Source organism: Acidocella facilis ATCC 35904 (assembly GCF_000687875.1).
Classification (GTDB): domain Bacteria; phylum Pseudomonadota; class Alphaproteobacteria; order Acetobacterales; family Acetobacteraceae; genus Acidocella; species Acidocella facilis.
Window position 1 is genome coordinate 257656 of record NZ_JHYG01000005.1, and the last position, 19377, is coordinate 277032.

Below are 19377 nucleotides of genomic sequence, written 5' to 3' on the forward strand. Positions count from 1 at the left end.
TGAAACCAAGGAGTCTCTATGTCTGTTAAAATCCGCCTCTCCCGCGCCGGCGCCAAGAAGCGCCCGTTCTACCATATCGTGATCGCCGATGCGAACGCGCCGCGCGACGGCAAGTTCATCGAGCGCGTCGGCACCTACAACCCGATGCTGCCGGCCGAGCATGCCGAGCGCGTGCTGCTGAAGACCGAGCGTCTGCAGTACTGGCTCTCCAACGGCGCCCAGGCGACCGACCGCGTCGCCCGCTTCCTGGCCAAGGCCGAGCTGATCAAGGCCCCGGTCTATGCCGAGCAGCCGAAGCAGTCCGCGCCGAAGAAGAAGGCCCAGGAGCGCGCCGCCGCCAAGGCCAAGGCCGAAGCCGCCGCTTGAGCTTTTGAGGGCATAGACAGAGGCATAGTGTGGAAGACCGGCTGATCCTGATGGGCGTGATTGGCAAGCCGCATGGCGTGCGCGGGCAAGTGCGCGTGCACGCTTACGGGGAGGAGCCCGATCTCCTCAGCCAGCATGTGCTTGTCGACGCCAAGGGCCGGCATTTCGCGCTCGACTGGGCGCATGACAATGTCGCCTGGATCAGCACGGTCACCGGCGCCACCCGCAGCCGCATCACCGACCGTGACATTGCCGCGCGCCTGACCAATGTCGAGCTGTTCCTGCCCCGCTCCGTTTTGCCGGAGACCGAGGAGGAAGAGTTCTACCTGGCCGATCTGATCGGGCTCAATGCCCAGGATGAGCAAGGTCAGGTTTTGGGCAAGATCAGCAATGTGCTGGATTACGGTGCCGGTGCGAGCCTGGAACTCACCCCTGGCGGATTGCTGATCCCCTTCACCCGGGCCTGCGTGCCGGTGGTGAAGCTGGCCGATGGCTATGTGGTGGTGAACCCGCCGCTAGAGATCGAGGCCAAGGACGACATGGCCAACACCGAGGAGCCCAGCCTATGAGCTGGCGCGCCGATGTGCTGACCCTGTTTCCCGCCATGTTCCCCGGCACGCTGGGCGAGTCCCTCGCCGGGCGGGCGCTGGAAGCCGGCACCTGGAGCCTGAAAGCCACGGATATCCGTGAGTTCGGGCTGGGCCGCCACCGCGCGGTGGACGACACACCCTTCGGCGGCGGTGCCGGCATGGTGCTGCGCCCGGATGTGGTGGATGCCGCCATCTCCAGCGTCGCGGATGACCGCCCGCTGATCTTCTTCACCCCGCGCGGCGCGCCTCTCACCCAGGCGAAGGTGCGCGAGCTGGCGGACGGACCAGGTGTGATCCTGGTCTGCGGCCGGTTCGAGGGGATCGACCAGCGCGTGATCGAGGCACGCGGGGGCGAGGAGATCAGCATCGGAGACTATGTGCTCTCCGGGGGCGAGCTGCCGGCGCTAGTGCTGCTGGATGCGGTAGTCCGCCTGCTGCCCGGCGTCATGGGCCATGCGGAAAGCGGCACGGAGGAAAGTTTTTCTCAGAAGCTGCTGGAATACCCGCATTTCACCCGCCCCGCCGAATGGGACGGCCGCGCGGTGCCAGAGGTGCTCACCTCCGGCAACCATGCCGCCATCGCCAGCTGGCGGCAGGACCAGGCCATCGCCATCACCAAAACCCGCCGACCCGACCTCTATGCCCAATTTGTTGCAACCGGTGCGCCAGCACCCTAAACACCCGTTTCGAGAAGGACCTAACCCATGAACATCATCCAGACCCTCGAGGCTGAGCAGATCGCGAAGCTGACCGAGACCAAGACCATCCCGGCCTTCGCCCCCGGCGACACGCTGCGTGTGAACGTGACCGTGAAGGAAGGCGAGCGCTCCCGTATCCAGGCCTTCGAAGGCCTGTGCATCGCCCGCTCCAACCGTGGCCTGAACTCCTCCTTCACCGTCCGTAAGATCTCCTACGGCGAAGGCGTGGAGCGCGTGTTCCCGCTCTATGCCCCGATCATCGCGGAGATCAACGTGATCCGCCGTGGCGACGTGCGCCGCGCCAAGCTCTACTACCTGCGCGGCCGCCGCGGTAAGTCCGCCCGCATCGCCGAGAAGGCCCGCGAGGTCACCACGACCACCGAGGCCGCTCAGTAAGGAAGACCGCAGGGGGTTTCACCCCCTGCACCCCCACCAAGGGCCGGAAGGCCCTTGGAACCCACCCGGGTCTGGGAAAGGGAGGGCCATACCACCACCTTACGGTGGAGAGGGCTGTGATGGCCCTCCCTTTCCCAGACCCGAATTTATGGGATCAAAGGGCCTCTCGGCCCTTTGCGGGGGTCCAGGGGGCAGCTGCCCCCTGGGCTTTCTTACTTTGAGGAGGCCTGAAGACGATGCCGCGGACGTTATTTGACAAGATTTGGGATGCCCATGTGGTGGATCGGCTGGAGGACGGCACCTGCGTTCTCTATATCGACCGCCATCTCGTACATGAGGTAACCAGCCCGCAGGCATTTGAGGGGCTTCGCATGGCGGGCCGCAAGGTTCGCCGGGTGGAGAACACCATCGCCGTCGTCGACCATAATGTGCCGACCAGTGCTGAGCGTCTGACCGAAGTGAACGAGCCGGAGAGCGCGCTGCAGATTGCGACGCTGGAGCAGAACGTCAAGGATTTCGGGGTGACGTACTTCCCGATGTCGGACGTGCGGCAGGGCATTGTGCACGTGATCGGGCCGGAGCAGGGCATTTCGCTGCCGGGCATGACGATTGTGTGCGGCGACAGCCACACCTCCACCCATGGCGCGATGGGCGCGCTGGCCTTTGGCATCGGCACCTCGGAGGTGGAGCATGTGCTCGCCACCCAGACGCTGCTGCAGAAGCCGGCGAAGAACATGCTGATCCGCGTGGATGGCAAGCTGCCGGAGGGCTGCTCGGGCAAGGACATCATGCTGGCGGTGATCGGCAAGATCGGCACCGGCGGCGGCACCGGCTATGTGATGGAGTTCGCGGGTGAGGCCATCCGCGCGCTGGACATGGCGGGGCGTTTGTCCATGTGCAACATGTCCATCGAGGGTGGCGCGCGTGCCGGGCTGGTGGCGCCGGATGAGGTGACCTTTGAGTATATCAAGGGCCGTCCATTCGCGCCGAAGGGGGCGGATTTCGATGCCGCCGTGGCCTATTGGAAGACCCTGCCGAGCGATGAGGGCGCGCATTACGACAAGATCGTCGAGCTGCGGGCCGAAGATATCATTCCGCAGGTCACCTGGGGCACCAGCCCGGAGACCGTCATTCCCGTCACCGGCAGCGTGCCGAACCCGGCGGATGAGCCGGACGCGGCCAAGCGCGCCCAGATGGAGCGGATGCTGAGCTATATGGGGCTAGAGGCCGGGCAGAAGATCCAGGGCACCAAAATTGACGTGGTGTTCATCGGCTCCTGCACCAATTCGCGCATCGAGGATCTGCGCTCCGCCGCCGCCGTGGCCAAGGGCCGCAAGGTGGCGCAGGGCGTGCGGGTGCTGGTGGTGCCGGGCTCGGGCCTGGTGAAGCAGCAGGCTGAAGAAGAAGGTCTGGCCAAGATCTTCACCGAGGCCGGGTTTGAATGGCGTGAGGCCGGGTGCTCGATGTGCCTGGGCATGAACCCGGACAAGCTGACGCCGGGCCAGCGCTGCGCCTCCACCTCCAACCGTAATTTCGAGGGCCGCCAGGGGCCGGGCGGGCGCACCCACCTGCTCTCCCCGGCCATGGCCGCCGCCGCCGCCGTGACCGGCGTGATCACCGATGTCCGGGAGCTGATCTGATGGATAAGTTCACCACCCTCACCGCGATCGCGGCACCGCTGAACATCGATAATATCGATACCGACAAGATCATCCCGGCGCGGTTTTTGAAGACCATCAAACGCACCGGGCTTGGCAAGAGCGTGTTCGCGGATATGCGCTATAATGCCGACGGCTCGGACAAGGCCGATTTCGTGCTCAACCAGGAGCCTTATCGCAAGGCGCAGATCCTGGTGGCGGGCGATAATTTCGGCTGCGGCTCCTCGCGCGAGCATGCCCCCTGGGCGCTGCTGGATTTCGGCATTCGCTGCATCATCGCGCCCAGCTTCGCGGATATCTTCTTCAATAACAGCTTCAAGAACGGCATCCTGCCGATCGCGCTGCCGGAAGAGATCTGCGCGAAGCTGCGCGAGGATGCGGCAATGGGCGGCAATGCCCGTCTGACCGTGGACCTTGAGCGGCAAATGGTGGTGCGCCCGAATGGCGAAGAGATTCCCTTCCAGGTGGACCCGTTCCGCAAACATTGCCTGCTTGGCGGGCTCGACGATATCGGGCTGACGCTGGAACACGCGGCCGCGATCGATTCCTATGAGTCGAAAATCCCGGCCTGGACGCCGAAAATTCAGGGAGCGTAATCATGGTTGCCAATAAGAGTGTGCTGCTGATGCCGGGCGACGGCATCGGCCCCGAAGTGATGGCCCAGGCCAAACGCGTGCTGGGCTGGCTGCAGGAGAGCAAGCGCGCCAGCTTCGCCATCACCGAGGAGCTGGTGGGTGGCGCCTCCATCGACGCGCATGGCGTACCGCTGACCGATGCGGCGCTGGCCGCGGCCAAGGGCGTGGATGCGGTGCTGTTCGGCTCCGTCGGCGGCCCGAAATGGGACAAGGTGCCGTTTGACATCCGCCCCGAGGCCGGGCTGCTGAAGCTGCGCGCCGAGCTGCAGGTGTTCGCCAATCTGCGCCCGGCGAAAGTGTTCGACGCGCTGGTGGATGCCTCCTCGCTCAAACCAGATCTGGTGCGCGGGCTGGATATCATGATCGTGCGTGAAGCCACGGGCGGGGTGTATTTCGGCGAGCCGCGCGGCATTGAGACGCTGCCGGACGGCACCCAGCGCGGCATCAATACCGAGGTGTACACCACAGGCGAGATCCAGCGTGTCGGCCGGGTGGCGTTTGAGCTGGCCCGCAAGCGCCAGAACCGCGTCTGCAGTGTGGAGAAGGCCAATGTGATGGAATCCGGCCTGCTCTGGCGCCAGGTGATGACCAAGCTGCAGCAGGACGAATTCCCGGATGTGGCGCTGAGCCACATGTATGCCGATAATTGCGCGATGCAGCTGGCGAAGAACCCGAAGCAGTTCGATGTCATCGTCACCGGCAATCTGTTCGGGGATCTGCTGTCTGACCTCGCGGCGATGCTCACCGGCTCGCTGGGGCTGCTGCCCTCCGCGACTCTGGGCGCCAAGGACGCCACCGGCCGCCTGCCGGGCTTCTACGAGCCGATCCACGGCTCCGCCCCGGACATTGCCGGTCAGGCCAAGGCGAACCCTCTGGCGCAGGTGCTGAGCCTGGCGATGATGCTGCGCTACTCTTTCGACATGGACGAGGATGCCGCCGCCATTGAGGCCGCGGTGGAGCGCGTTCTGGCCAAGGCCGGCCGCACGCCTGACATCGCCGCTCCCGGCCGCGCCGTCCTGTCCACCGCGGAAATGGGGGATGCGCTGCTCGCAGAACTGCAGGCGATTTAATTTTAAGGTGGGGGTTGCCTGCGCAAGACGCTTCGGTTACACCCCGCGCACCGCGCGCTCGTAGCTCAGCTGGATAGAGCATCAGACTACGAATCTGAGGGTCAGGAGTTCGAATCTCTTCGGGCGCGCCATTTTCTCCTTGCTTTACAAAGGCTTGTGAGATCCGAGGCTGGTAGCGGCTGCGGGCTCCTTCGCCGTCCCACGGTATGCCCACAATCAGCCTTGCCCAGGGGTCCTTCAACCCAGCCCGAGATGTCGGAAGAATGCCTCATTTCGAACCTTTGCGTCGTGAAGAATTTTCGAATAGGGCAGCACCTCGATGCTGGCATTGTGTTCTGTGGACACGCCAAAGAAGCCCTCGCCGTCGGCCGTTGGATGTGACGCCACCGAATATCGCAAAACTTTTTTCAGATTATCTGTAAAATCTGCGATGACGAAGCAGACGAACCGCGTGGCCGGAGTTATGGGTTTGATAACCCTCCCGTTCTTATCCGTGACAGCATTACCTGCCCGGAAAAGGTCGACGTACTCCAGAACCTGCGTCACCGGGTTGGAGTTTTGGTCGTATTCGGTTCGCCCTGGGCGCTTGAACTCTATAATCACGACTGGCTCGTCGGAACCTTCCCGCCGGAAAGCAAGGGAGGGTTCGAAGATCACGGCGAGATCGGGCTCTCTGCCGCTATCCCCTTCAGTAAAAGTCGAGAATGGCTTGTCGCTTCGAAAAAACGAGTAGAAGGCTAACCGATCATCGAGTATCCACAAATTGTGCTGATTATAGTCCAGCTCTTCTGAGCTAGACCTAAGTGGTACGATTAGCTCATGAATCACTTCTTCTTTATAGTAGCGGCGTTTCTCGGGCTCTTTGAACGCCAACGACGAATCGAGCAAGTCGAGGATGGCCTTCCTTCGGACCACATACTCAGCCAAGCTACTCTTTTTTTCGTCATTCAGGGCCTTGGTGATCTTCTCGACGCTGCCTTGTACACTATCCGGGCCGTTCTCCTTCAAGGATCGCAGCTGCCCGTCCAACTGTCGCTTGGCGCGTAGCTTCCGCCTGCTTAACTCAAGAAATATCTCCTCGTCCCCCTGAGTATTCAGGGATAGATTTTTCTCGACAAACTCAGGCAGTGCATCCCTAAAAGGTAAAAATTGCGGGTTGTCGCGGATGATCCGACTTGTTGTCTCAACCTGTTGCTCACGAATTCGGTCGATATATTGCCCAAGAAATTCTTTGGCCGACGCAATTGCGGCCTTGTGAATTTCAGCCATTCTATCTTTACCGAAGGTGAAGTTGGTTCGCTCCTGATTGACGTGCCCGTCCAGATAGCTCCCGGTGACCAAGCCGACGTAAACGCAGTCGGAGTTCTCCCCCACATATTTCAAGCCAAGCTGACTATCGAGCTGCTCTTGGTAGGCCACGCGCTCATTACCCGCGTAGAACATCCAGTGGTTCCCTCCCTCCAAAAACTTCAACTGCTTGTGGAGGAGCACGTGGTAAATTTGAAATTCTGATGGTCCGATGATCGGGTCCAACTGGATATCAATAACCTTGACGTCATTTCGCTGTTGATTGTCTGAGAAGAATTTACCCAGATTGATCACCTCCGCGCCGTCAGTAATGACCATATGGGGAAGCTTGCCTAAGGCAAAATAGTTCAGGAAGTGCCCCACTAATTTGGCAGCAATTGTCGCTGCTTTCTTCGGGCAATAGGCCTCAAAATTGGGTTGAAAGGGCATAAGACGGACTTCAGTGCCTGCGCCTTTCCGGCCAGCCTCCCGCGTCAAAACGTGCCCATGAATTGGATTGGGGCCGTCACGCAGCGCAAAACCGAACTCCCGGCACATCACGCCGTCGGCCCCATCAAATCGGCTGGTGATTCGACAGTCGCTAAATGCCTTGAGCCATCCCAGGCGACCGACTCCCTTGCCGCCGCGTGCAATTTTCATCGGCGAATCAGAGGTTAGAAATGACCTCCAGTTCGTTTCGTTCAAGCCGATCCCATTATCGGTGACCGTGAAGCCCGTGACACCGCCCCCGTCATCGTCACCGCTCCGATGAATCTCAATGGTAACCTGCCCCAAACGCGTTGCGTCGTCCTTCCACCGCGCCTCTATGGCATGAAGGCCGTTACTGACAGCCTCAAACAATGGAATCAAAGAGTTAACCGCCGAGGCAGGCAATCCTAGGTTTCGAACCCTACCCGCGAGGTCGAATTCGAAGCTTGGCTCAACGATCGATGTCACTGCGTCCATGACGTTACCTTATGAGATTTCGCGGCTCCGGCGAAGTGCCCTCAGCCGTTACTCAGTTTGAAGAGAGAACGCCCAATCAGGCCGCCCGAACACGAACTGCCAAGTCGCATCCACCTTCGCGTTCCATAGTTCCTCTGGGTAGGGCTCGGCAGGGAGTGCATTCAGGACCTCCCTGATGGTCCATTCCACATCGCTGCGGGTCTGCTGGCGGCGGTGCCACTCGAAGACGGCTACCTTGTCGTGGAGCTGTACCAGCAGCTCGCGGGCGACCTTCTTAACCTCCGCGTCCTGCGCTTTGGTCAGCTTCGGTTCCGGCCTCGTGAGCAGATCGTAAATCGCCAGTTCATCCTCGGTGAGGTCCTCGCGCGCGGCACGGCCCTGCTCTTCATCGAGGCTGCGGATGAAGGCTTTTAGCTTCTCAAATGTTTCCTCCACGCTGGCCGTGGCGGAGTTGTAGGCGTCGATCAGCATCTCCAGCTTCTCGATCAAATCCACGCGTGAGGGGTTTTGCGCGGCCATTCTCTCCACGGTCTCGGTAGCCTTGGTACGCAGCTGATCCACCGTGGTGCGAGGCCCCTTCGCGAACGCCTCCGCCAGAGCCTCGAAATCGATTGTCGAGAGGTCGGTCAGCCCCTTCGTGTCGCCGCCCTCGCGCACCGGGGCGGCAATTTCCACGCCCAGGATATTCTCATCCAGCAGCGCCTCCACCTGCGCGGCCAGGGTAGAAATGTCAGCCGGGCCAAGCTGGTTGCGGATCGCCTGCGCTACCACGACCAGCGCGGCCACGCGTTTCAGGAATGGTGCCGCCCGATCATCGGGCAGCACGGCCCGATAGGCGCGCGTGGCGGCATCGGCGCGCCGCAGGAATCCGCGCCGGACGTCATCAGGGGCAATCAGCGCCTCCTGAGCCTTGCCGATCAGCATGGCCCGCTGGAGTTTGTCAGCGTCGAGGATGCCTGCGGTATCGACACCATAAATTTTGCCGTAGCTCTCCGCTTCAGCGAGTGCGTCCTCCAGCAGCTCGACCAGAGCGCTCTTGTCGCGGATGGGTTTCTCTCCCCCCTTCGGGGCACCGTAGATCGCCAGCGCGTCCTGCAGGTTCGCGAACACGCCCACGTAATCCACAATCGTGCCGGCCTGCTTGCCCGGCGCGTTCCGGTTCGCTCGCGCGATGGTCTGCATGAGCGTGTGGTTCTTCATTGGCTTGTCGAGGTAGACGGTGCTGCATGTTGGCACGTCGAAGCCGGTGATCCACATGGCGCAGACAAACACCAGGCGTAGGGGATTCTTGGGGTCCTTGAACCGCCCCTCGAGATCATCCTCCACCATGCGTTTACGGTGCGGGGTAATGTCGAGACCCTTGGCCTTCAGTTCCTCGATCTCGCCCTGTGACTGACTGACCACCACCGCCATGCCCGTCTCGCGCATCCAGGCGAGTTTTTCCGCCAGCGCCTCGCGCGCCGGCTCCGGCGCTTTGGCCAGCAACGCCTCCTGCTCGGCGATCAGGCCTTGCCACGCCGCCTGGGTCTTCAGGCACATCCGCACGGCGGTGGCCTTGTCGATGGCCACGAACATGCCCTTCCCGCGATAGCCTCGGCCGGCAAAATGCCGGGCCAGATCACCGGCAATTTTATCCAACCGGTCCTCGCGGGTGATGAGATGGTACTGCCGGGCGAACTGTGTTTGGACCTGCTTCTCCTGCTCCGGGCTCAGTTCCGCCTCATCCAGCAGCGCCTGCAGGTCGTCGCGCAAATCCTCCTTGGCCAGTTGCAGCTCTGGCTGCCGCCCCTCGTAAAATAGCGGCACGGTGGCGCCATCGGCCACCGACTGCGCAAAATTGTAGATGGAGACGTAATCCCCAAATACCTCGCGGGTGCGCTCCTCACCCGCCATCAGCGGTGTGCCGGTGAAGCCTAGGAAGGCCGCGTTGGGTAACGCTCGGCGCATGTTGGCGGCGAGCTGGGCGTATTGGCTGCGGTGCGCCTCATCGGTGATGACGATGACATCCGAGCGCTCTGACAGCACCGGCATAAGCTCGCCCCGCTCAGTGCCGAATTTCTGGATCAGGGTGAAGAGGTAACGCTGCTGCCCGGCCAGCTTCTCCCGCAGATCGGCGCCGCTCTGCGCCTGGCAGTCGCGCGCTTTCAATGCCCCAAAGGCGCCGATGGAGGCGAAGGTGCCGGCGATCTGGTCATCCAGCTCGGTACGGTCCGTTACCACGACGAAGGACCAGTTATTCCCCCGCGTGCGCAGCACCTTCTCGGCGAAGAACGCCATGGACAAGCTCTTGCCGCTGCCCTGAGTGTGCCAGAACACGCCGAGGCGCCCCTGGTTTTCCCGCACTTGCTTTACGGCCTCGATGGCACGGTTGACGCCCAGCACCTGGTGATACTTGCCCACCACCTTGCGCTGGCCGCCGACCACCTCCTGGAAGATGATGAAATTCTCGATGATGTCTAAAAACCGCTCCGGCGCGCAGGTGCCGCGCAGCAGCGTCTCTAACCCGGCTTTTTCCTCCTCGTCCTCATCGGCCACTTTTTTCCACAGCGCGTAATCCTCCAGCGCCGCGTGGCTGGGGCCCAGCACCGCCTCATGGCCGTTGGACAGCACCACGAAGGCGTTAGCATCGAACAAGCGCGGGATAGTGTCGCGGTAGTCCTTGATGTTCTTGTCGTAGGCCTCGGAGAGTTTTACATGCGCCGCCTTCAGCTCCATCAGCAACAGCGGGATGCCGTTGACGTAGCCCACAAGGTCGGGCCGGCGAACATAGAGGTCGCTATGCACCCAGAGTTGGGACGCCAGGAAAAAATCGTTCTTGCTCCGGTCCTGCCAGTCGATCAGCCAGACCCGCTCATCCTTCGGCAGGCCGTCGGGCTGCTTGATGGCGACCGGCACGCCCTCGCGCAGCAGCCGGGCCACCTCGCGGTTGGCGGCTACCGGCAGCATGGCGGAGCGATCCTGCGTCAGCGTGTCGATGGCATCAGCCAAGGCCTGGTCCGGCAGATAGGGGTTGATCGCGCGAAGGGCCGCCGCCAGCCGGGCCGACAGAAAGGGATTTTTGAACGAAAGCCGCCCGGTGGGGTTTTTTGGGCCGGGTTGTTCATGCAGCAGGTTGGCGGTGGACCAGCCGAGTTCACCCATCAACTCAATCGCCGGGTTTTCCACCAGGGCTGCCTCGGTGGACAGGCTGGAAACCAGCGATGTGGGAGGGTCTTTCGGCACCATTAGGCGGCGTCTTCCAGTTCCCGCTCAGCGGTGGCGACGGAAAGCTCGCCGGAAATTAAGCGCGGGAGGAGGAGGTCGCGGGAAGCTGTCAGCCGATCGCATTGTCGTTCCAACTTGTGCGCCAGGACCCGAATCGGCCGCACGACTGCCCCGAACTGAACGGCAAGGCCGCCGTGTGGAACGACTACCTCCGTAGACGCCAATCTGCTGCGATTGAGTTCCATCTGATTTGTAGCACCAACGGCCATACTCTCGAAGAGGGCCTGAAGACGTGAAACGGAAGTGCCAAGAAAATCACGGTCAACTTCTCTTCGCGGCCTAATGATCGTTACGTGGCTGTCAACCGTGGTGCCTGGGGGAATCTCTTCAGCCTGGGCGATACGACCCAGCGTTCCCGTCCCAGTTGAATTAACCAGAATGTCGCCAGCCTCTACCACCTTCACTGGAGGTACAGCTTTGCGTTGACGTCTAGCGGCTTTCAGGGAGAGTCGACCATCGCGGATACATTTCTGATTGATCACTAGACCAGGGGCTTCGTCATCATACGCCGGTGCAATACCTCGGGAGATGTAGCTCGTCAGGGCTTCCAACGGCTGCATGGTCCAACCCTCGGGTATGGTCCCGCCCTTCGTCTCAACCATCGCGTGGCCTTCGTGGCCGGGGAAGCGGAAGTTGACGAACCATTCGTCGAACAGGCGCCGGGCCATTTCCCCAAGCACCGCGATGCGCCGCCTGTTCACCTCGATCAGGTCGTCATAGGCCCCCAGGATGGAGGCGATACGGCGCTGGGTTTCGATAGGGGGAAGTATAACCGGGAGAGACTTCAAAATCCCCAGATTTATGCCAGGAACGGCTGAGCCAATAGCGCGCCCTTGGATATATTCGACCGTCTCGGGGCAGGCAAAATAGTAATACGCGAAGAGAGGCTCAAGCAATTGCGAGTCTACTCTAAGCTTCAATTGCTTATTCGAAATCACATACCGATGGAATGGACCATCAGGTGGAATCAGACCGACCTGCCCAATTGTACCCCAACAGGTAAAAACCAAATCCCCAGGCACAACAGTTTGCGCAGAAAACTTCTCAGCGGTTTCAGGGGCAATGAATACAAAGTTTGACGAAATGAAGCGCTCCAGTCCAAGAGAAAGGTTCGATCCTCGAATTACGGGAACGCCTTTTTCAACAAAAAATTTTGAACTGATCGACGAGCCAAATGGTCCCGCGACACATGCGTGACGTTCAGGTGCTTTGACCTTATCGACGGTCATAACTTTCCACCCCGACGGCAAGCCGCCTTGAAGAAACGGATGGTTATACCCAGTCATGCCGTCAGCAGCTCTGCTACATTCTCTGCGATCATCGTTTGTAACCGCACTGCCTCGGCGTTCAGCCCCTCCAGCTCCTCCTGCAACGCCTCCAGCTTCACCCGAAATTCTTCATCCTCCACCACCTCACCCGGCGCCACGCCGACATAGCGCCCCGGGTTGAGGCTCCAATCCTGGGCGGCGATGTCGGCGCGCGTGGCCACCCGGCAGAGGCCGGGCACGTCACGGTATCCCCCATCGGGGAAAGCTTCCGCCATGCGGGCGGCGCTACCGGCGACATTCTCGGTCGACTCGCCGCGCCAGAGGCGGACGATGTTGGCCAGGAACTCGGTCTGGTCGGGGTCGAACACGCGATGGGCGCGCGTGACCTGCCGAAATAAATGCCTCGCGTCGAGGAACAGCACTTGATCCGCGCGCGGCCCCTTCGCCTTGCCGCGGTCGAGGAACCACAACGTCACCGGCAGGGTAACGGTGTAGAACATGTTTGGCCCGACCGCGATGATGCAATCCACCGCGCCGGTCTCGATGAGGCGGCGGCGGATGTCCCGCTCGCTGCCGCCGGCATCGCTGGCGCTGTTAGCCATCACGAAGCCGGCCCGGCCTGTCTCGTTCAGGGCGGCGTAGAAAAGGTTGATCCAGAGCGTGTTGGCGTTGTTCACCGTGGGCAGGCCGAGCGGGTAGTGCGGGTCCACCTGGCCGGTGGCGGTGACGAGGCGGGTGCGGTCGACCTCGCTCTGGTTGAAGGGCGGGTTGGCCATCACGAAATCGAACCTGCCTAGCAGCTTGTGCGGGTCGTCGTAGTAGCTGTTGGTGTTGCCACCGCCTTTGATGTCGCCCGAGAGGCCGTGCACGGCGAGGTTCAGGCGGCACAGGCGGATGGTGTCGTCCATCTTCTCCACACCGTAGATGGCCAGCTCCTTGTCCGGAGCCTTGTGGTGCCGGCGGACGAATTCGGCCGAGTGCACGAACATGCCGCCGGAGCCGCAGGCGGGGTCCAGTATGGCGCCATGGAAGGGCTCGATCACCTCCACGATCAGCTTCACGATCGAGGCCGGGGTAAAATACTCGCCGCCCTTCTGCATGAAGGCTGAGGCGAACTCGCCCATGAAATACTCAAAAATCAGCCCGTAGGCGTCGCCCTCCATATCCAGCGGTGCGAGCAGGCGCAGCAGGTCGGCCAGCACGGTGTTGGGCAGAGCTGCGTAGCCACGGGGCAGCACGCCAGCCAGCTCGGGGTTGGCATCCACGATGGCATCCATGGCCGCCGTCAGCTCGGCGCCGAGGTTGGCATTACCCGGCAGGGCCAGCAGGCGGGAAAAGCGGGCGACCTCGGGCACGAACATGGCGCCGCGGGCCTGGTAGGCGGCCGGGGTGGGTTTCAGGCGGCCGGTGAAAGTCGGCTTCAGCTCGGCGTCAACCAGCAGGAATTTAGCCTCCATCTGCCGCAGGGCAATGAGGGCGAGGACAGGCTGGGCATATTGGTCCGGGCGCAGGCCCGTGTTGGTCCAGAGGGTCTCGGCGGCCTTGAACAGGCGCTTCGCAACATCTTGAAAGTCGACGGCCATTGGATTCCGGTGCTGGTTGTAGTCGTTGTGACAGTATCACGGGGAGATGTAGGGTCTAGGGGCGGAAGACAGGGCAGCACCGGCAGCCCGGGCACTCCCAGGGGAAAAAGAGAGAGAGGCCCCCAGGCGGCTCTCTCTCATAATTTACGCTACGGCGGGATACTGCCCGCGAGCCACGCCCACATGGCACAAACGCCGGCGGCGGTGAGGACAAGGTCGAGCTGGGGTGCCAGTCGCAGCTCGATTTCGGCGCCCAGCAGCGCCATCACCACCGGCAGGGTGAGGATGATCTTCACCGCCGCCGGCAAACGGTTCCACAGGCCACGCCTTCTGCCCCCTGGGGCTGGCGCTTGCCCATGGTGCGGCGGCTCAATCGCGCCGGTGGTGAGCTGGTTCTTCTCGTTCCGCATGATGGTTCCTTTCGAGTTTTGATTCGTTTCTGGATTGGAGAAGGCGCTTCGGCGCCTTCTCCTTCTGCACGCTTGTGGTTGTGGCGGGGGTTCCGGCCCGTCCGTTCGGCCTATGCCGCGTCCCCCGTCTCTGCCGCTACACCCTCGGCCTGTTTGGCTTCCGGCAGCAGGTTCCAGGCCCTGGACGCGGTGGTGGCGGTGGCAATCAGCCGTTGCGGACTGTGATGAGCGTAACGCTGCGTCGTGCTGAGTTGTGAATGACCCAGCACCGTGCCGATCTCGTTCAACGGCGTGCCGGCATTGGCCAGCGCGGATGCGAACGAATGCCGCAGATCGTGGATGCGCAGATCGGCGGGCAGACCCGCCGCCTTTTTTGCCCGTGCCCAGACGCCGCGCAGCCCCTCGATGGACTTGCCCGGCCGGCGATGGCTCGGAAAGACATACGGATTGGACCCCGGGTCCCCCACCACCTTGCCCGACGCCTCCGCCTCGGCCAGAGCGGCGAGCCGGTCCGCCTCCAATAACCGGCGAAGCGAATCCTGACGGCGGAGAATGCCCACCGCCACTGGTGAAAGCGGGATGTAGCGCGGCTTGCCGCTCTTGGAACGCGGCACCACGAGCAGACCGCGCTCCAAATCGACCTGCTCCCATTTCGCCAGGATGATCTCGCTGCGCCGGGCGCCGGTCACGATGAGCAGCGCCAGCGCCGCCGCCGCGATAGGGTCCTCGTCCGCGTCGAGCGCCTTCACCAGCGCCTGCGTTTCAGCCGGGCTGAGATAGAGATCACGATGCTCCTCGCGCAACATGCCGGGCGAAGCGGCGGGATTTCTTCCTTCGAAAAGCTCCCATTTCGAGGCCAGATTGAACATCGCCCGCAGCGTCGCCAGATGGCGATTGACCGTGCCCGGCGCCAAGCCTTCCGCAACCAGCTTGCGGCGCAATTCCGCCACGTCCGTCACCGTCACCTCGTCCAACGCCTTCCGGCCCAGGGCGGGCAGGATGCGCCGGCGCAGATAGGCGTCGATATTATGCGCCGAGCGCAACCTTTCCCGCACATGGGGCAAGTAGCGATCGGCCGCGAACTCCGCCACGCTCGGCACGGCACGCAGCTTTTCCCGGGCGGCGACCGGATCGCCGCCAAGGCTCACTTCGGCCTTGAGCTGCTCCGCGCGTTTGCGCGCTTGTTCAGCCGTGACGTCACCCAGACGCCCGAGCTTAACCTCGCGGCTACGGCCGCGCTGATCCTTGAAACGAAAATACAGAGTGATCGTGGTCCGACGTTGCTCTGCAATAAAACCGTGCAGCCGGCTGTCGAACAGCCGGAACTTGACAACCCCCGCAGGCAGGGGCGCCAGTGCCCGCAAGGCGGCAGACGTGATTACAGCTTTGCCCATGGCGAGGGGTCTCCTTTCACGGTGTTCGGACAAGGCAGAAAAATTGCGCCTGACGGGGCCGTCAGGCGCGTTGGCAACTCTTGGGGTGAGCCTGTCGGGCCGTGAGCTTAGTCCGGGTCCTCTGCGACTGGAGCTTCGCCACGGGCAATCCGCACGCGCCTGATTTCGGCGGCGAGCGCAGCGCGTACAGCGTTGCGGCATAACCAAAGCTTTCGCAGGTACGGCGCACGCTCGCACCAGTCGCGCAACGCCTCGTCGATGACGACGATAACCTGCTCGGGCATGACGCCCTCCTCGCGGCTCTGCGGGTCTGGACACAGCGGCAAGACCAGTTCGCCGGTCCAAGCCAGGGTCCAGGCGTAAGGCGAGGATTGCCCGCCAGGACCAAAGTCGACACCATTGCCCAGTGCCTCGCCGGCTGGCATTTGTCGCACGGCGCGCCCCAAAGCCTCAAGTACGGCCAAAGCGCCACCTTCGGGCGCCCTGGCGTGCTCCAACGCCATCCTGGCCTGCACCACGCAAAGCAACTGGCGCAGCGTCCAGCCAACGGGCGCCCCGCCGCCTGTGCCATAACGGACCAGGATGCCGTGTCCATCGCCACCCGTGTCCAGCGCCACACCCCAAAATCGCTGACCCCAGTGAGGCAGTAGATCGGTATCGGTGAAGAGCACGAAGCGGCGATCGTCGGTTGTGGCGCGCGCCGCCACAACCGCCTTCTCATCGAAATCGATCATGCCCTCACACCTCCGGGAACGGTGTCAGCGCCGTCGATCTCGAAAATAAGCCAGAGATCGTCGCTGTTGATGGAGACCGCAACACCTTCAGGAACCCAGAAGGCATTCACCTCTTCCTCGTTAGGATCGTCGTTGAGTGCGAAAAGATCGGCAGGCGCCTGCACTTTAATGCCAACTGTGTCGAAATATTTGACGATGCTGAGCGGGTCCTCGCCGGTGCGCACGGCATCAGTAAAACGCACGCGCTGCACCTCGCTCAGCTTTTCGATATCGGAATAGCGCGTGAGCAGCGCCTCCAAGGAGTGGACGGTTTGATCCATGAGTTTGGGGCTCCAAATGCGGAAGCCCCGCCGGTGGGGCGGGGCTTCTGCTCGATGCTGGTTAGGGATTTGCCCGGACCGGCGGTCAGGGCGTGCACATGAAATGCCGGTGCGGGATCAGGCTTTCACGCCCAGCACACGCTGCACCTCAAGGGTCAAAGCCTCGCGCACCGCGCGGCGCGTTTCCCAGCATCGCCGGCGCCATGGGGTCACCGGCAACCAGGCGTCGAGCGCCAGGTCCAGCGCGGTCAGGAGCTGCTCCGCCGTGATGCCCGCACCGTGACCGAATGGCTCCGGGCACATGTCGATGCAAAACAGCCCTGCCCGCGCCCTTGTCCATGGATACGAGGAAACTTCCTGCGCAGGTTCAAAGGCAATGGGCAGGATGGAATTGTCGCTGAGCGCCTCGTGGTAGACAGCGAGCGCATTCTCCAGGTGATGGAGAATTGCTTTCGCAACGGGTGCGCCGCTACGCGCCAGTTCAACTGCGAAGCGTGCCTGCGCGATCGCGAGAAGCTGGGTTACCGACCAGCCATCGCGGCCACCACGCAAGCCGAGGCGGATGAAGGCGGCAGCACCCCCATCCGCCTCGCCGCCCGCTTCCACCAGTACGCCCCAGAGGCGTGGTGGCATGCCGGGAATGTGGTCTGTCGCCAGGAACGTAACAGCGCGGCCGTCACTGGCGATGCGCTGAGAAATGACATCGCGCGAGGGGGAAAGATTCGGATCATTCTTCATGTGGCCTTGCCCTTCAGTGAGTGAACAGGAGCCATTGGCCATCGATCGCCAAGTACACCGCGACTCCCTCGTCGACTCTGAATCCGTCGAATTCCTCTTCGGCCGGATCGTTGCACGCCTCGAGCAGGTCTTCCATGGATTGAACCTGGACGCCGACGTCGGCGAAATACGGCAGAACGTGCAGCGGATCGTCGCCGCGGGCCATGGCATCCACGAAGCGAATTTGCGGCACGTAGCGCGGCAAGTCGTTGCCGGCGGCATGACGCCGCAGCAGCGCCGCCAGCGTCTCGTCTTGTGGTTCCGTCGTCATCGTGAACTCCATATGAAAGCCCCTGCCGCACGGGCGGCAGGGGCTTGGTTGCGATAGACCTGCGGCGAGCCAGCAGGTGAATTCATGAAATCCCCCTCTGAACCTGGACCGTTACGGTGACGCCTGAGAGCTCTACACCTATTCGGCTGTCGACGCAGACGCGCGCAGCTGTTCGATGTAGGTCTTGATGTCGTCCGCGTTGTAGCGTGCGACGTTGCGTGCCAGCGGGACGCAGGCCGGGCCCTTACCCGTACGGCGCCACTTGGCAAGCGTCTGGATGGTGACCCCGAGCAGCCGGGCGACGTCCCGCTGGGTGAGCAGGCGATCGGTGGCCGGCGCGCTTTCCTCGGCGGCGGGCTTCGCGGTGCAGGCCGGCGGTAGAGGCTGCGACGGTGCCCTGTTCGCAAGGGGGAGCGTGTGGTTTGGGCGCATGCGTATCTCCTGAGTGTATGAAGTTGGCCAGATGGGCGCATGTATCGGTAGGCGTGCCCAAATCTTTGTTACGGGATCGGACGTCGCACTCGTTCTCATGAAGATGCGGGATGGTCCGCATGAGGCGACGTCGACGATACAGCTGGCATGCCATCGCGCGCATCCGACGCTCTCGCGCAACCCCCGACACATCGCCTTTCATCGGGACCACGCCCGGAATAGAGGGGGCAGCCCGACCGGCCGCACTGTGCCGCGCAGGCATGCGTCCGCCCTAACAAGAAATCGGGCGAACGCGCATTCGCGCGACCCTCGACAGTACAGTACAGTAGGAGGAGTTGACAGCATGCAGATCATCACGATCGCCGCCACAAAAGGTGGCGTCGGAAAGACGACGCTCGCCGCGGCGCTGGCCACGGCAGCGCTCGTCGCCCGCCCCGGTATCAGGGTCGGGCTGGTGGACCTGGACCCGCAGGGGTCGCTGACCGCCTGGTGGAATCGCCGCGACAAGCGGGAGCCCCAACTGCTCCGGCAGCCGGAGGGCGATTTCAGGTTCGACACGGCGGGCGCCAGGGCCGCGGGATTCGACTTGATCGTCATCGACTGCCCGCCCGGGTTCTCCGACATCCTGGCCGACGCCATCGCCACCGCCGATCTGGTGCTGATCCCGACCGGGCCGAGCATGATCGATTTGGACGCCATCGAGTGGGCCGAAACATTGGCGGAAACGTTTTCGATGACGCGTCATTTCGTTCTTAACCAAGCCATCTACAGAAGCCGGTTGGCGGGCCGCGCGGTACGGGAGCTCAGCGAGCGGGGGCACCTGCTGAGGCAGGTCGTCCACCACCGCGTGGCGATCGCCGAGGCGATGCGCAAGGGGTTGACGGCCATCGAGGCCGAACCGACGGGAGCCGCGGCGCGCGAACTCGCGGCGTTGTGGGCCGAGGTCGGCGCGCTGCTGGGGAGGGTGCCGTGAAACAGCTCGACCACGTGAACCGCCCGCTTCTGCACACGAAGGGCGAGGCGACGCCGCTGGCGGAGCCGAAGATCAAGGCGCCGAAGGGTGCTAAAGGCCGGCGCGTGGGCGCCTTCTTGCCGACGGAGCTATATGTGCGGTTCAAGGCGCACGTAGCACGCCGTGGAACAACGGGTGAAGAAGCCATCGTCGCCGCCATCGAGGCCTTGCTCTCGCGGGGCTAGGCACCAACGAAACTTGATGGAACCAGTATCCGAAGCTCATCGCGGGACTAGCGTACAGAGA

At 62.6% G+C, this 19377-nt stretch carries 20 protein-coding genes and 1 tRNA gene; 10 read left to right on the forward strand and 11 right to left on the reverse strand.

The annotated features are described in order from the left end of the window. The first annotated feature begins 18 nt into the window (after positions 1-18). The 8 genes from rpsP (at position 19) to T331_RS0108975 (ending at position 5544) form a co-directional block, all read left to right on the forward strand. Positions 19-366 carry a 30S ribosomal protein S16 gene (gene rpsP, locus T331_RS0108940; protein ID WP_008494347.1) on the forward strand — a complete coding sequence of 116 codons (348 nt, stop codon included), beginning with the start codon at positions 19-21 and terminating at the stop codon, positions 364-366. 29 nt (positions 367-395) lie between these two features. Then, positions 396-935 carry a ribosome maturation factor RimM gene (gene rimM / locus T331_RS0108945; RefSeq protein ID WP_026439754.1) on the forward strand — a complete coding sequence of 180 codons (540 nt, stop codon included), beginning with the start codon at positions 396-398 and terminating at the stop codon, positions 933-935. After that, positions 932-1633 carry a tRNA (guanosine(37)-N1)-methyltransferase TrmD gene (gene trmD / locus T331_RS0108950; protein WP_026439755.1) on the forward strand — a complete coding sequence of 234 codons (702 nt, stop codon included), beginning with the start codon at positions 932-934 and terminating at the stop codon, positions 1631-1633. Before rimM ends, trmD begins: the two co-directional genes overlap by 4 nt. Positions 1634-1660: 27 nt before the next feature. Beyond that, positions 1661-2050, forward strand: a complete 390-nt coding sequence (rplS, locus tag T331_RS0108955; protein WP_026439756.1) for a 50S ribosomal protein L19 — start codon at positions 1661-1663, stop codon at positions 2048-2050. Positions 2051-2286: 236 nt separating this feature from the next. Further along, positions 2287-3690 carry a 3-isopropylmalate dehydratase large subunit gene (leuC, locus tag T331_RS0108960; protein WP_026439757.1) on the forward strand — a complete coding sequence of 468 codons (1404 nt, stop codon included), beginning with the start codon at positions 2287-2289 and terminating at the stop codon, positions 3688-3690. Next, entirely contained in the window at positions 3690-4304 is a 615-nt protein-coding gene (leuD, locus tag T331_RS0108965; protein WP_008494342.1) for a 3-isopropylmalate dehydratase small subunit, read from the forward strand. The genes leuC and leuD overlap by 1 nt, the downstream gene beginning before the upstream one ends. A 2-nt stretch (positions 4305-4306) precedes the next feature. Next, positions 4307-5413: a 3-isopropylmalate dehydrogenase gene (leuB, locus tag T331_RS0108970; RefSeq protein WP_008494341.1), complete on the forward strand. Its 1107-nt coding sequence runs from the start codon at positions 4307-4309 to the stop codon at positions 5411-5413. Between the two features lie 54 nt (positions 5414-5467). Then, positions 5468-5544, forward strand: a tRNA-Arg gene (locus T331_RS0108975). 106 nt (positions 5545-5650) lie between these two features. Here the strand turns inward: T331_RS0108975 and T331_RS0108980 are convergent. The 11 genes from T331_RS0108980 to T331_RS20145 all read right to left on the reverse strand — a co-directional run bounded on the left by T331_RS0108980 (position 5651) and on the right by T331_RS20145 (position 18119). After that, the gene (locus T331_RS0108980) at positions 5651-7666 is read right to left on the reverse strand and encodes a hypothetical protein (protein ID WP_155992658.1); all 2016 of its coding nucleotides are present in this window, start codon (positions 7664-7666) and stop codon (positions 5651-5653) included. Positions 7667-7714: 48 nt separating this feature from the next. Continuing rightward, positions 7715-10891, reverse strand: a complete 3177-nt coding sequence (locus T331_RS0108985; protein WP_026439759.1) for a type I restriction endonuclease subunit R — start codon at positions 10889-10891, stop codon at positions 7715-7717. Next, entirely contained in the window at positions 10891-12159 is a 1269-nt protein-coding gene (locus T331_RS0108990) for a restriction endonuclease subunit S (protein WP_081822176.1), read from the reverse strand. Before T331_RS0108990 ends, T331_RS0108985 begins: the two co-directional genes overlap by 1 nt. A gap of 53 nt (positions 12160-12212) precedes the next feature. Beyond that, the gene (locus T331_RS0108995; protein ID WP_026439761.1) at positions 12213-13781 is read right to left on the reverse strand and encodes a class I SAM-dependent DNA methyltransferase; all 1569 of its coding nucleotides are present in this window, start codon (positions 13779-13781) and stop codon (positions 12213-12215) included. 149 nt (positions 13782-13930) lie between these two features. After that, positions 13931-14191, reverse strand: coding sequence for a hypothetical protein (locus T331_RS0109000; protein ID WP_026439762.1), 261 nt, complete (start codon positions 14189-14191; stop codon positions 13931-13933). Positions 14192-14301: 110 nt separating this feature from the next. Beyond that, positions 14302-15585 carry a site-specific integrase gene (locus T331_RS0109005; RefSeq protein WP_026439763.1) on the reverse strand — a complete coding sequence of 428 codons (1284 nt, stop codon included), beginning with the start codon at positions 15583-15585 and terminating at the stop codon, positions 14302-14304. Positions 15586-15692: 107 nt separating this feature from the next. Then, positions 15693-16319 carry a hypothetical protein gene (locus tag T331_RS0109010; RefSeq protein WP_026439764.1) on the reverse strand — a complete coding sequence of 209 codons (627 nt, stop codon included), beginning with the start codon at positions 16317-16319 and terminating at the stop codon, positions 15693-15695. Continuing rightward, positions 16316-16639, reverse strand: a complete 324-nt coding sequence (locus T331_RS0109015; protein WP_026439765.1) for a hypothetical protein — start codon at positions 16637-16639, stop codon at positions 16316-16318. The genes T331_RS0109010 and T331_RS0109015 overlap by 4 nt, the downstream gene beginning before the upstream one ends. A gap of 117 nt (positions 16640-16756) precedes the next feature. After that, entirely contained in the window at positions 16757-17377 is a 621-nt protein-coding gene (locus tag T331_RS19875; protein WP_155992660.1) for a hypothetical protein, read from the reverse strand. Positions 17378-17390: 13 nt separating this feature from the next. Continuing rightward, positions 17391-17699 carry a hypothetical protein gene (locus T331_RS0109030; RefSeq protein WP_026439768.1) on the reverse strand — a complete coding sequence of 103 codons (309 nt, stop codon included), beginning with the start codon at positions 17697-17699 and terminating at the stop codon, positions 17391-17393. Positions 17700-17825: 126 nt separating this feature from the next. After that, positions 17826-18119, reverse strand: a complete 294-nt coding sequence (locus T331_RS20145; protein WP_051622270.1) for a helix-turn-helix transcriptional regulator — start codon at positions 18117-18119, stop codon at positions 17826-17828. A gap of 343 nt (positions 18120-18462) precedes the next feature. On the opposite strand from T331_RS20145, the gene T331_RS0109040 reads away from it, so the two are divergent. Continuing rightward, positions 18463-19092 (forward strand): ParA family protein, encoded by a 630-nt coding sequence (locus tag T331_RS0109040; protein WP_026439770.1) that lies wholly within the window; start codon positions 18463-18465, stop codon positions 19090-19092. Beyond that, the gene (locus tag T331_RS0109045) at positions 19089-19316 is read left to right on the forward strand and encodes a hypothetical protein (RefSeq protein WP_026439771.1); all 228 of its coding nucleotides are present in this window, start codon (positions 19089-19091) and stop codon (positions 19314-19316) included. Before T331_RS0109040 ends, T331_RS0109045 begins: the two co-directional genes overlap by 4 nt. The last annotated feature ends 61 nt before the right edge of the window (positions 19317-19377 follow it).

What these genes read in the sequence shown, in the direction of transcription:
- T331_RS0109000 (WP_026439762.1), bottom strand. Translation starts at nt 14,191, where the DNA reads ATGCGGAACGAGAAGAACCAGCTCACCACCGGCGCGATTGAGCCGCCG.
- T331_RS0109015 (WP_026439765.1), bottom strand. Translation starts at nt 16,639, where the DNA reads ATGGATCAAACCGTCCACTCCTTGGAGGCGCTGCTCACGCGCTATTCC.
- leuD (WP_008494342.1), top strand. Translation starts at nt 3,690, where the DNA reads ATGGATAAGTTCACCACCCTCACCGCGATCGCGGCACCGCTGAACATC.
- T331_RS0108985 (WP_026439759.1), bottom strand. Translation starts at nt 10,891, where the DNA reads ATGGTGCCGAAAGACCCTCCCACATCGCTGGTTTCCAGCCTGTCCACC.
- T331_RS0108995 (WP_026439761.1), bottom strand. Translation starts at nt 13,781, where the DNA reads ATGGCCGTCGACTTTCAAGATGTTGCGAAGCGCCTGTTCAAGGCCGCC.
- T331_RS0108990 (WP_081822176.1), bottom strand. Translation starts at nt 12,159, where the DNA reads ATGACCGTCGATAAGGTCAAAGCACCTGAACGTCACGCATGTGTCGCG.
- rpsP (WP_008494347.1), top strand. Translation starts at nt 19, where the DNA reads ATGTCTGTTAAAATCCGCCTCTCCCGCGCCGGCGCCAAGAAGCGCCCG.
- leuB (WP_008494341.1), top strand. Translation starts at nt 4,307, where the DNA reads ATGGTTGCCAATAAGAGTGTGCTGCTGATGCCGGGCGACGGCATCGGC.
- trmD (WP_026439755.1), top strand. Translation starts at nt 932, where the DNA reads ATGAGCTGGCGCGCCGATGTGCTGACCCTGTTTCCCGCCATGTTCCCC.
- T331_RS20145 (WP_051622270.1), bottom strand. Translation starts at nt 18,119, where the DNA reads ATGCGCCCAAACCACACGCTCCCCCTTGCGAACAGGGCACCGTCGCAG.
- T331_RS0109005 (WP_026439763.1), bottom strand. Translation starts at nt 15,585, where the DNA reads ATGGGCAAAGCTGTAATCACGTCTGCCGCCTTGCGGGCACTGGCGCCC.
- T331_RS0109040 (WP_026439770.1), top strand. Translation starts at nt 18,463, where the DNA reads ATGCAGATCATCACGATCGCCGCCACAAAAGGTGGCGTCGGAAAGACG.
- rplS (WP_026439756.1), top strand. Translation starts at nt 1,661, where the DNA reads ATGAACATCATCCAGACCCTCGAGGCTGAGCAGATCGCGAAGCTGACC.
- T331_RS0108980 (WP_155992658.1), bottom strand. Translation starts at nt 7,666, where the DNA reads ATGGACGCAGTGACATCGATCGTTGAGCCAAGCTTCGAATTCGACCTC.
- T331_RS0109030 (WP_026439768.1), bottom strand. Translation starts at nt 17,699, where the DNA reads ATGGAGTTCACGATGACGACGGAACCACAAGACGAGACGCTGGCGGCG.
- T331_RS19875 (WP_155992660.1), bottom strand. Translation starts at nt 17,377, where the DNA reads ATGAAGAATGATCCGAATCTTTCCCCCTCGCGCGATGTCATTTCTCAG.
- T331_RS0109010 (WP_026439764.1), bottom strand. Translation starts at nt 16,319, where the DNA reads ATGATCGATTTCGATGAGAAGGCGGTTGTGGCGGCGCGCGCCACAACC.
- leuC (WP_026439757.1), top strand. Translation starts at nt 2,287, where the DNA reads ATGCCGCGGACGTTATTTGACAAGATTTGGGATGCCCATGTGGTGGAT.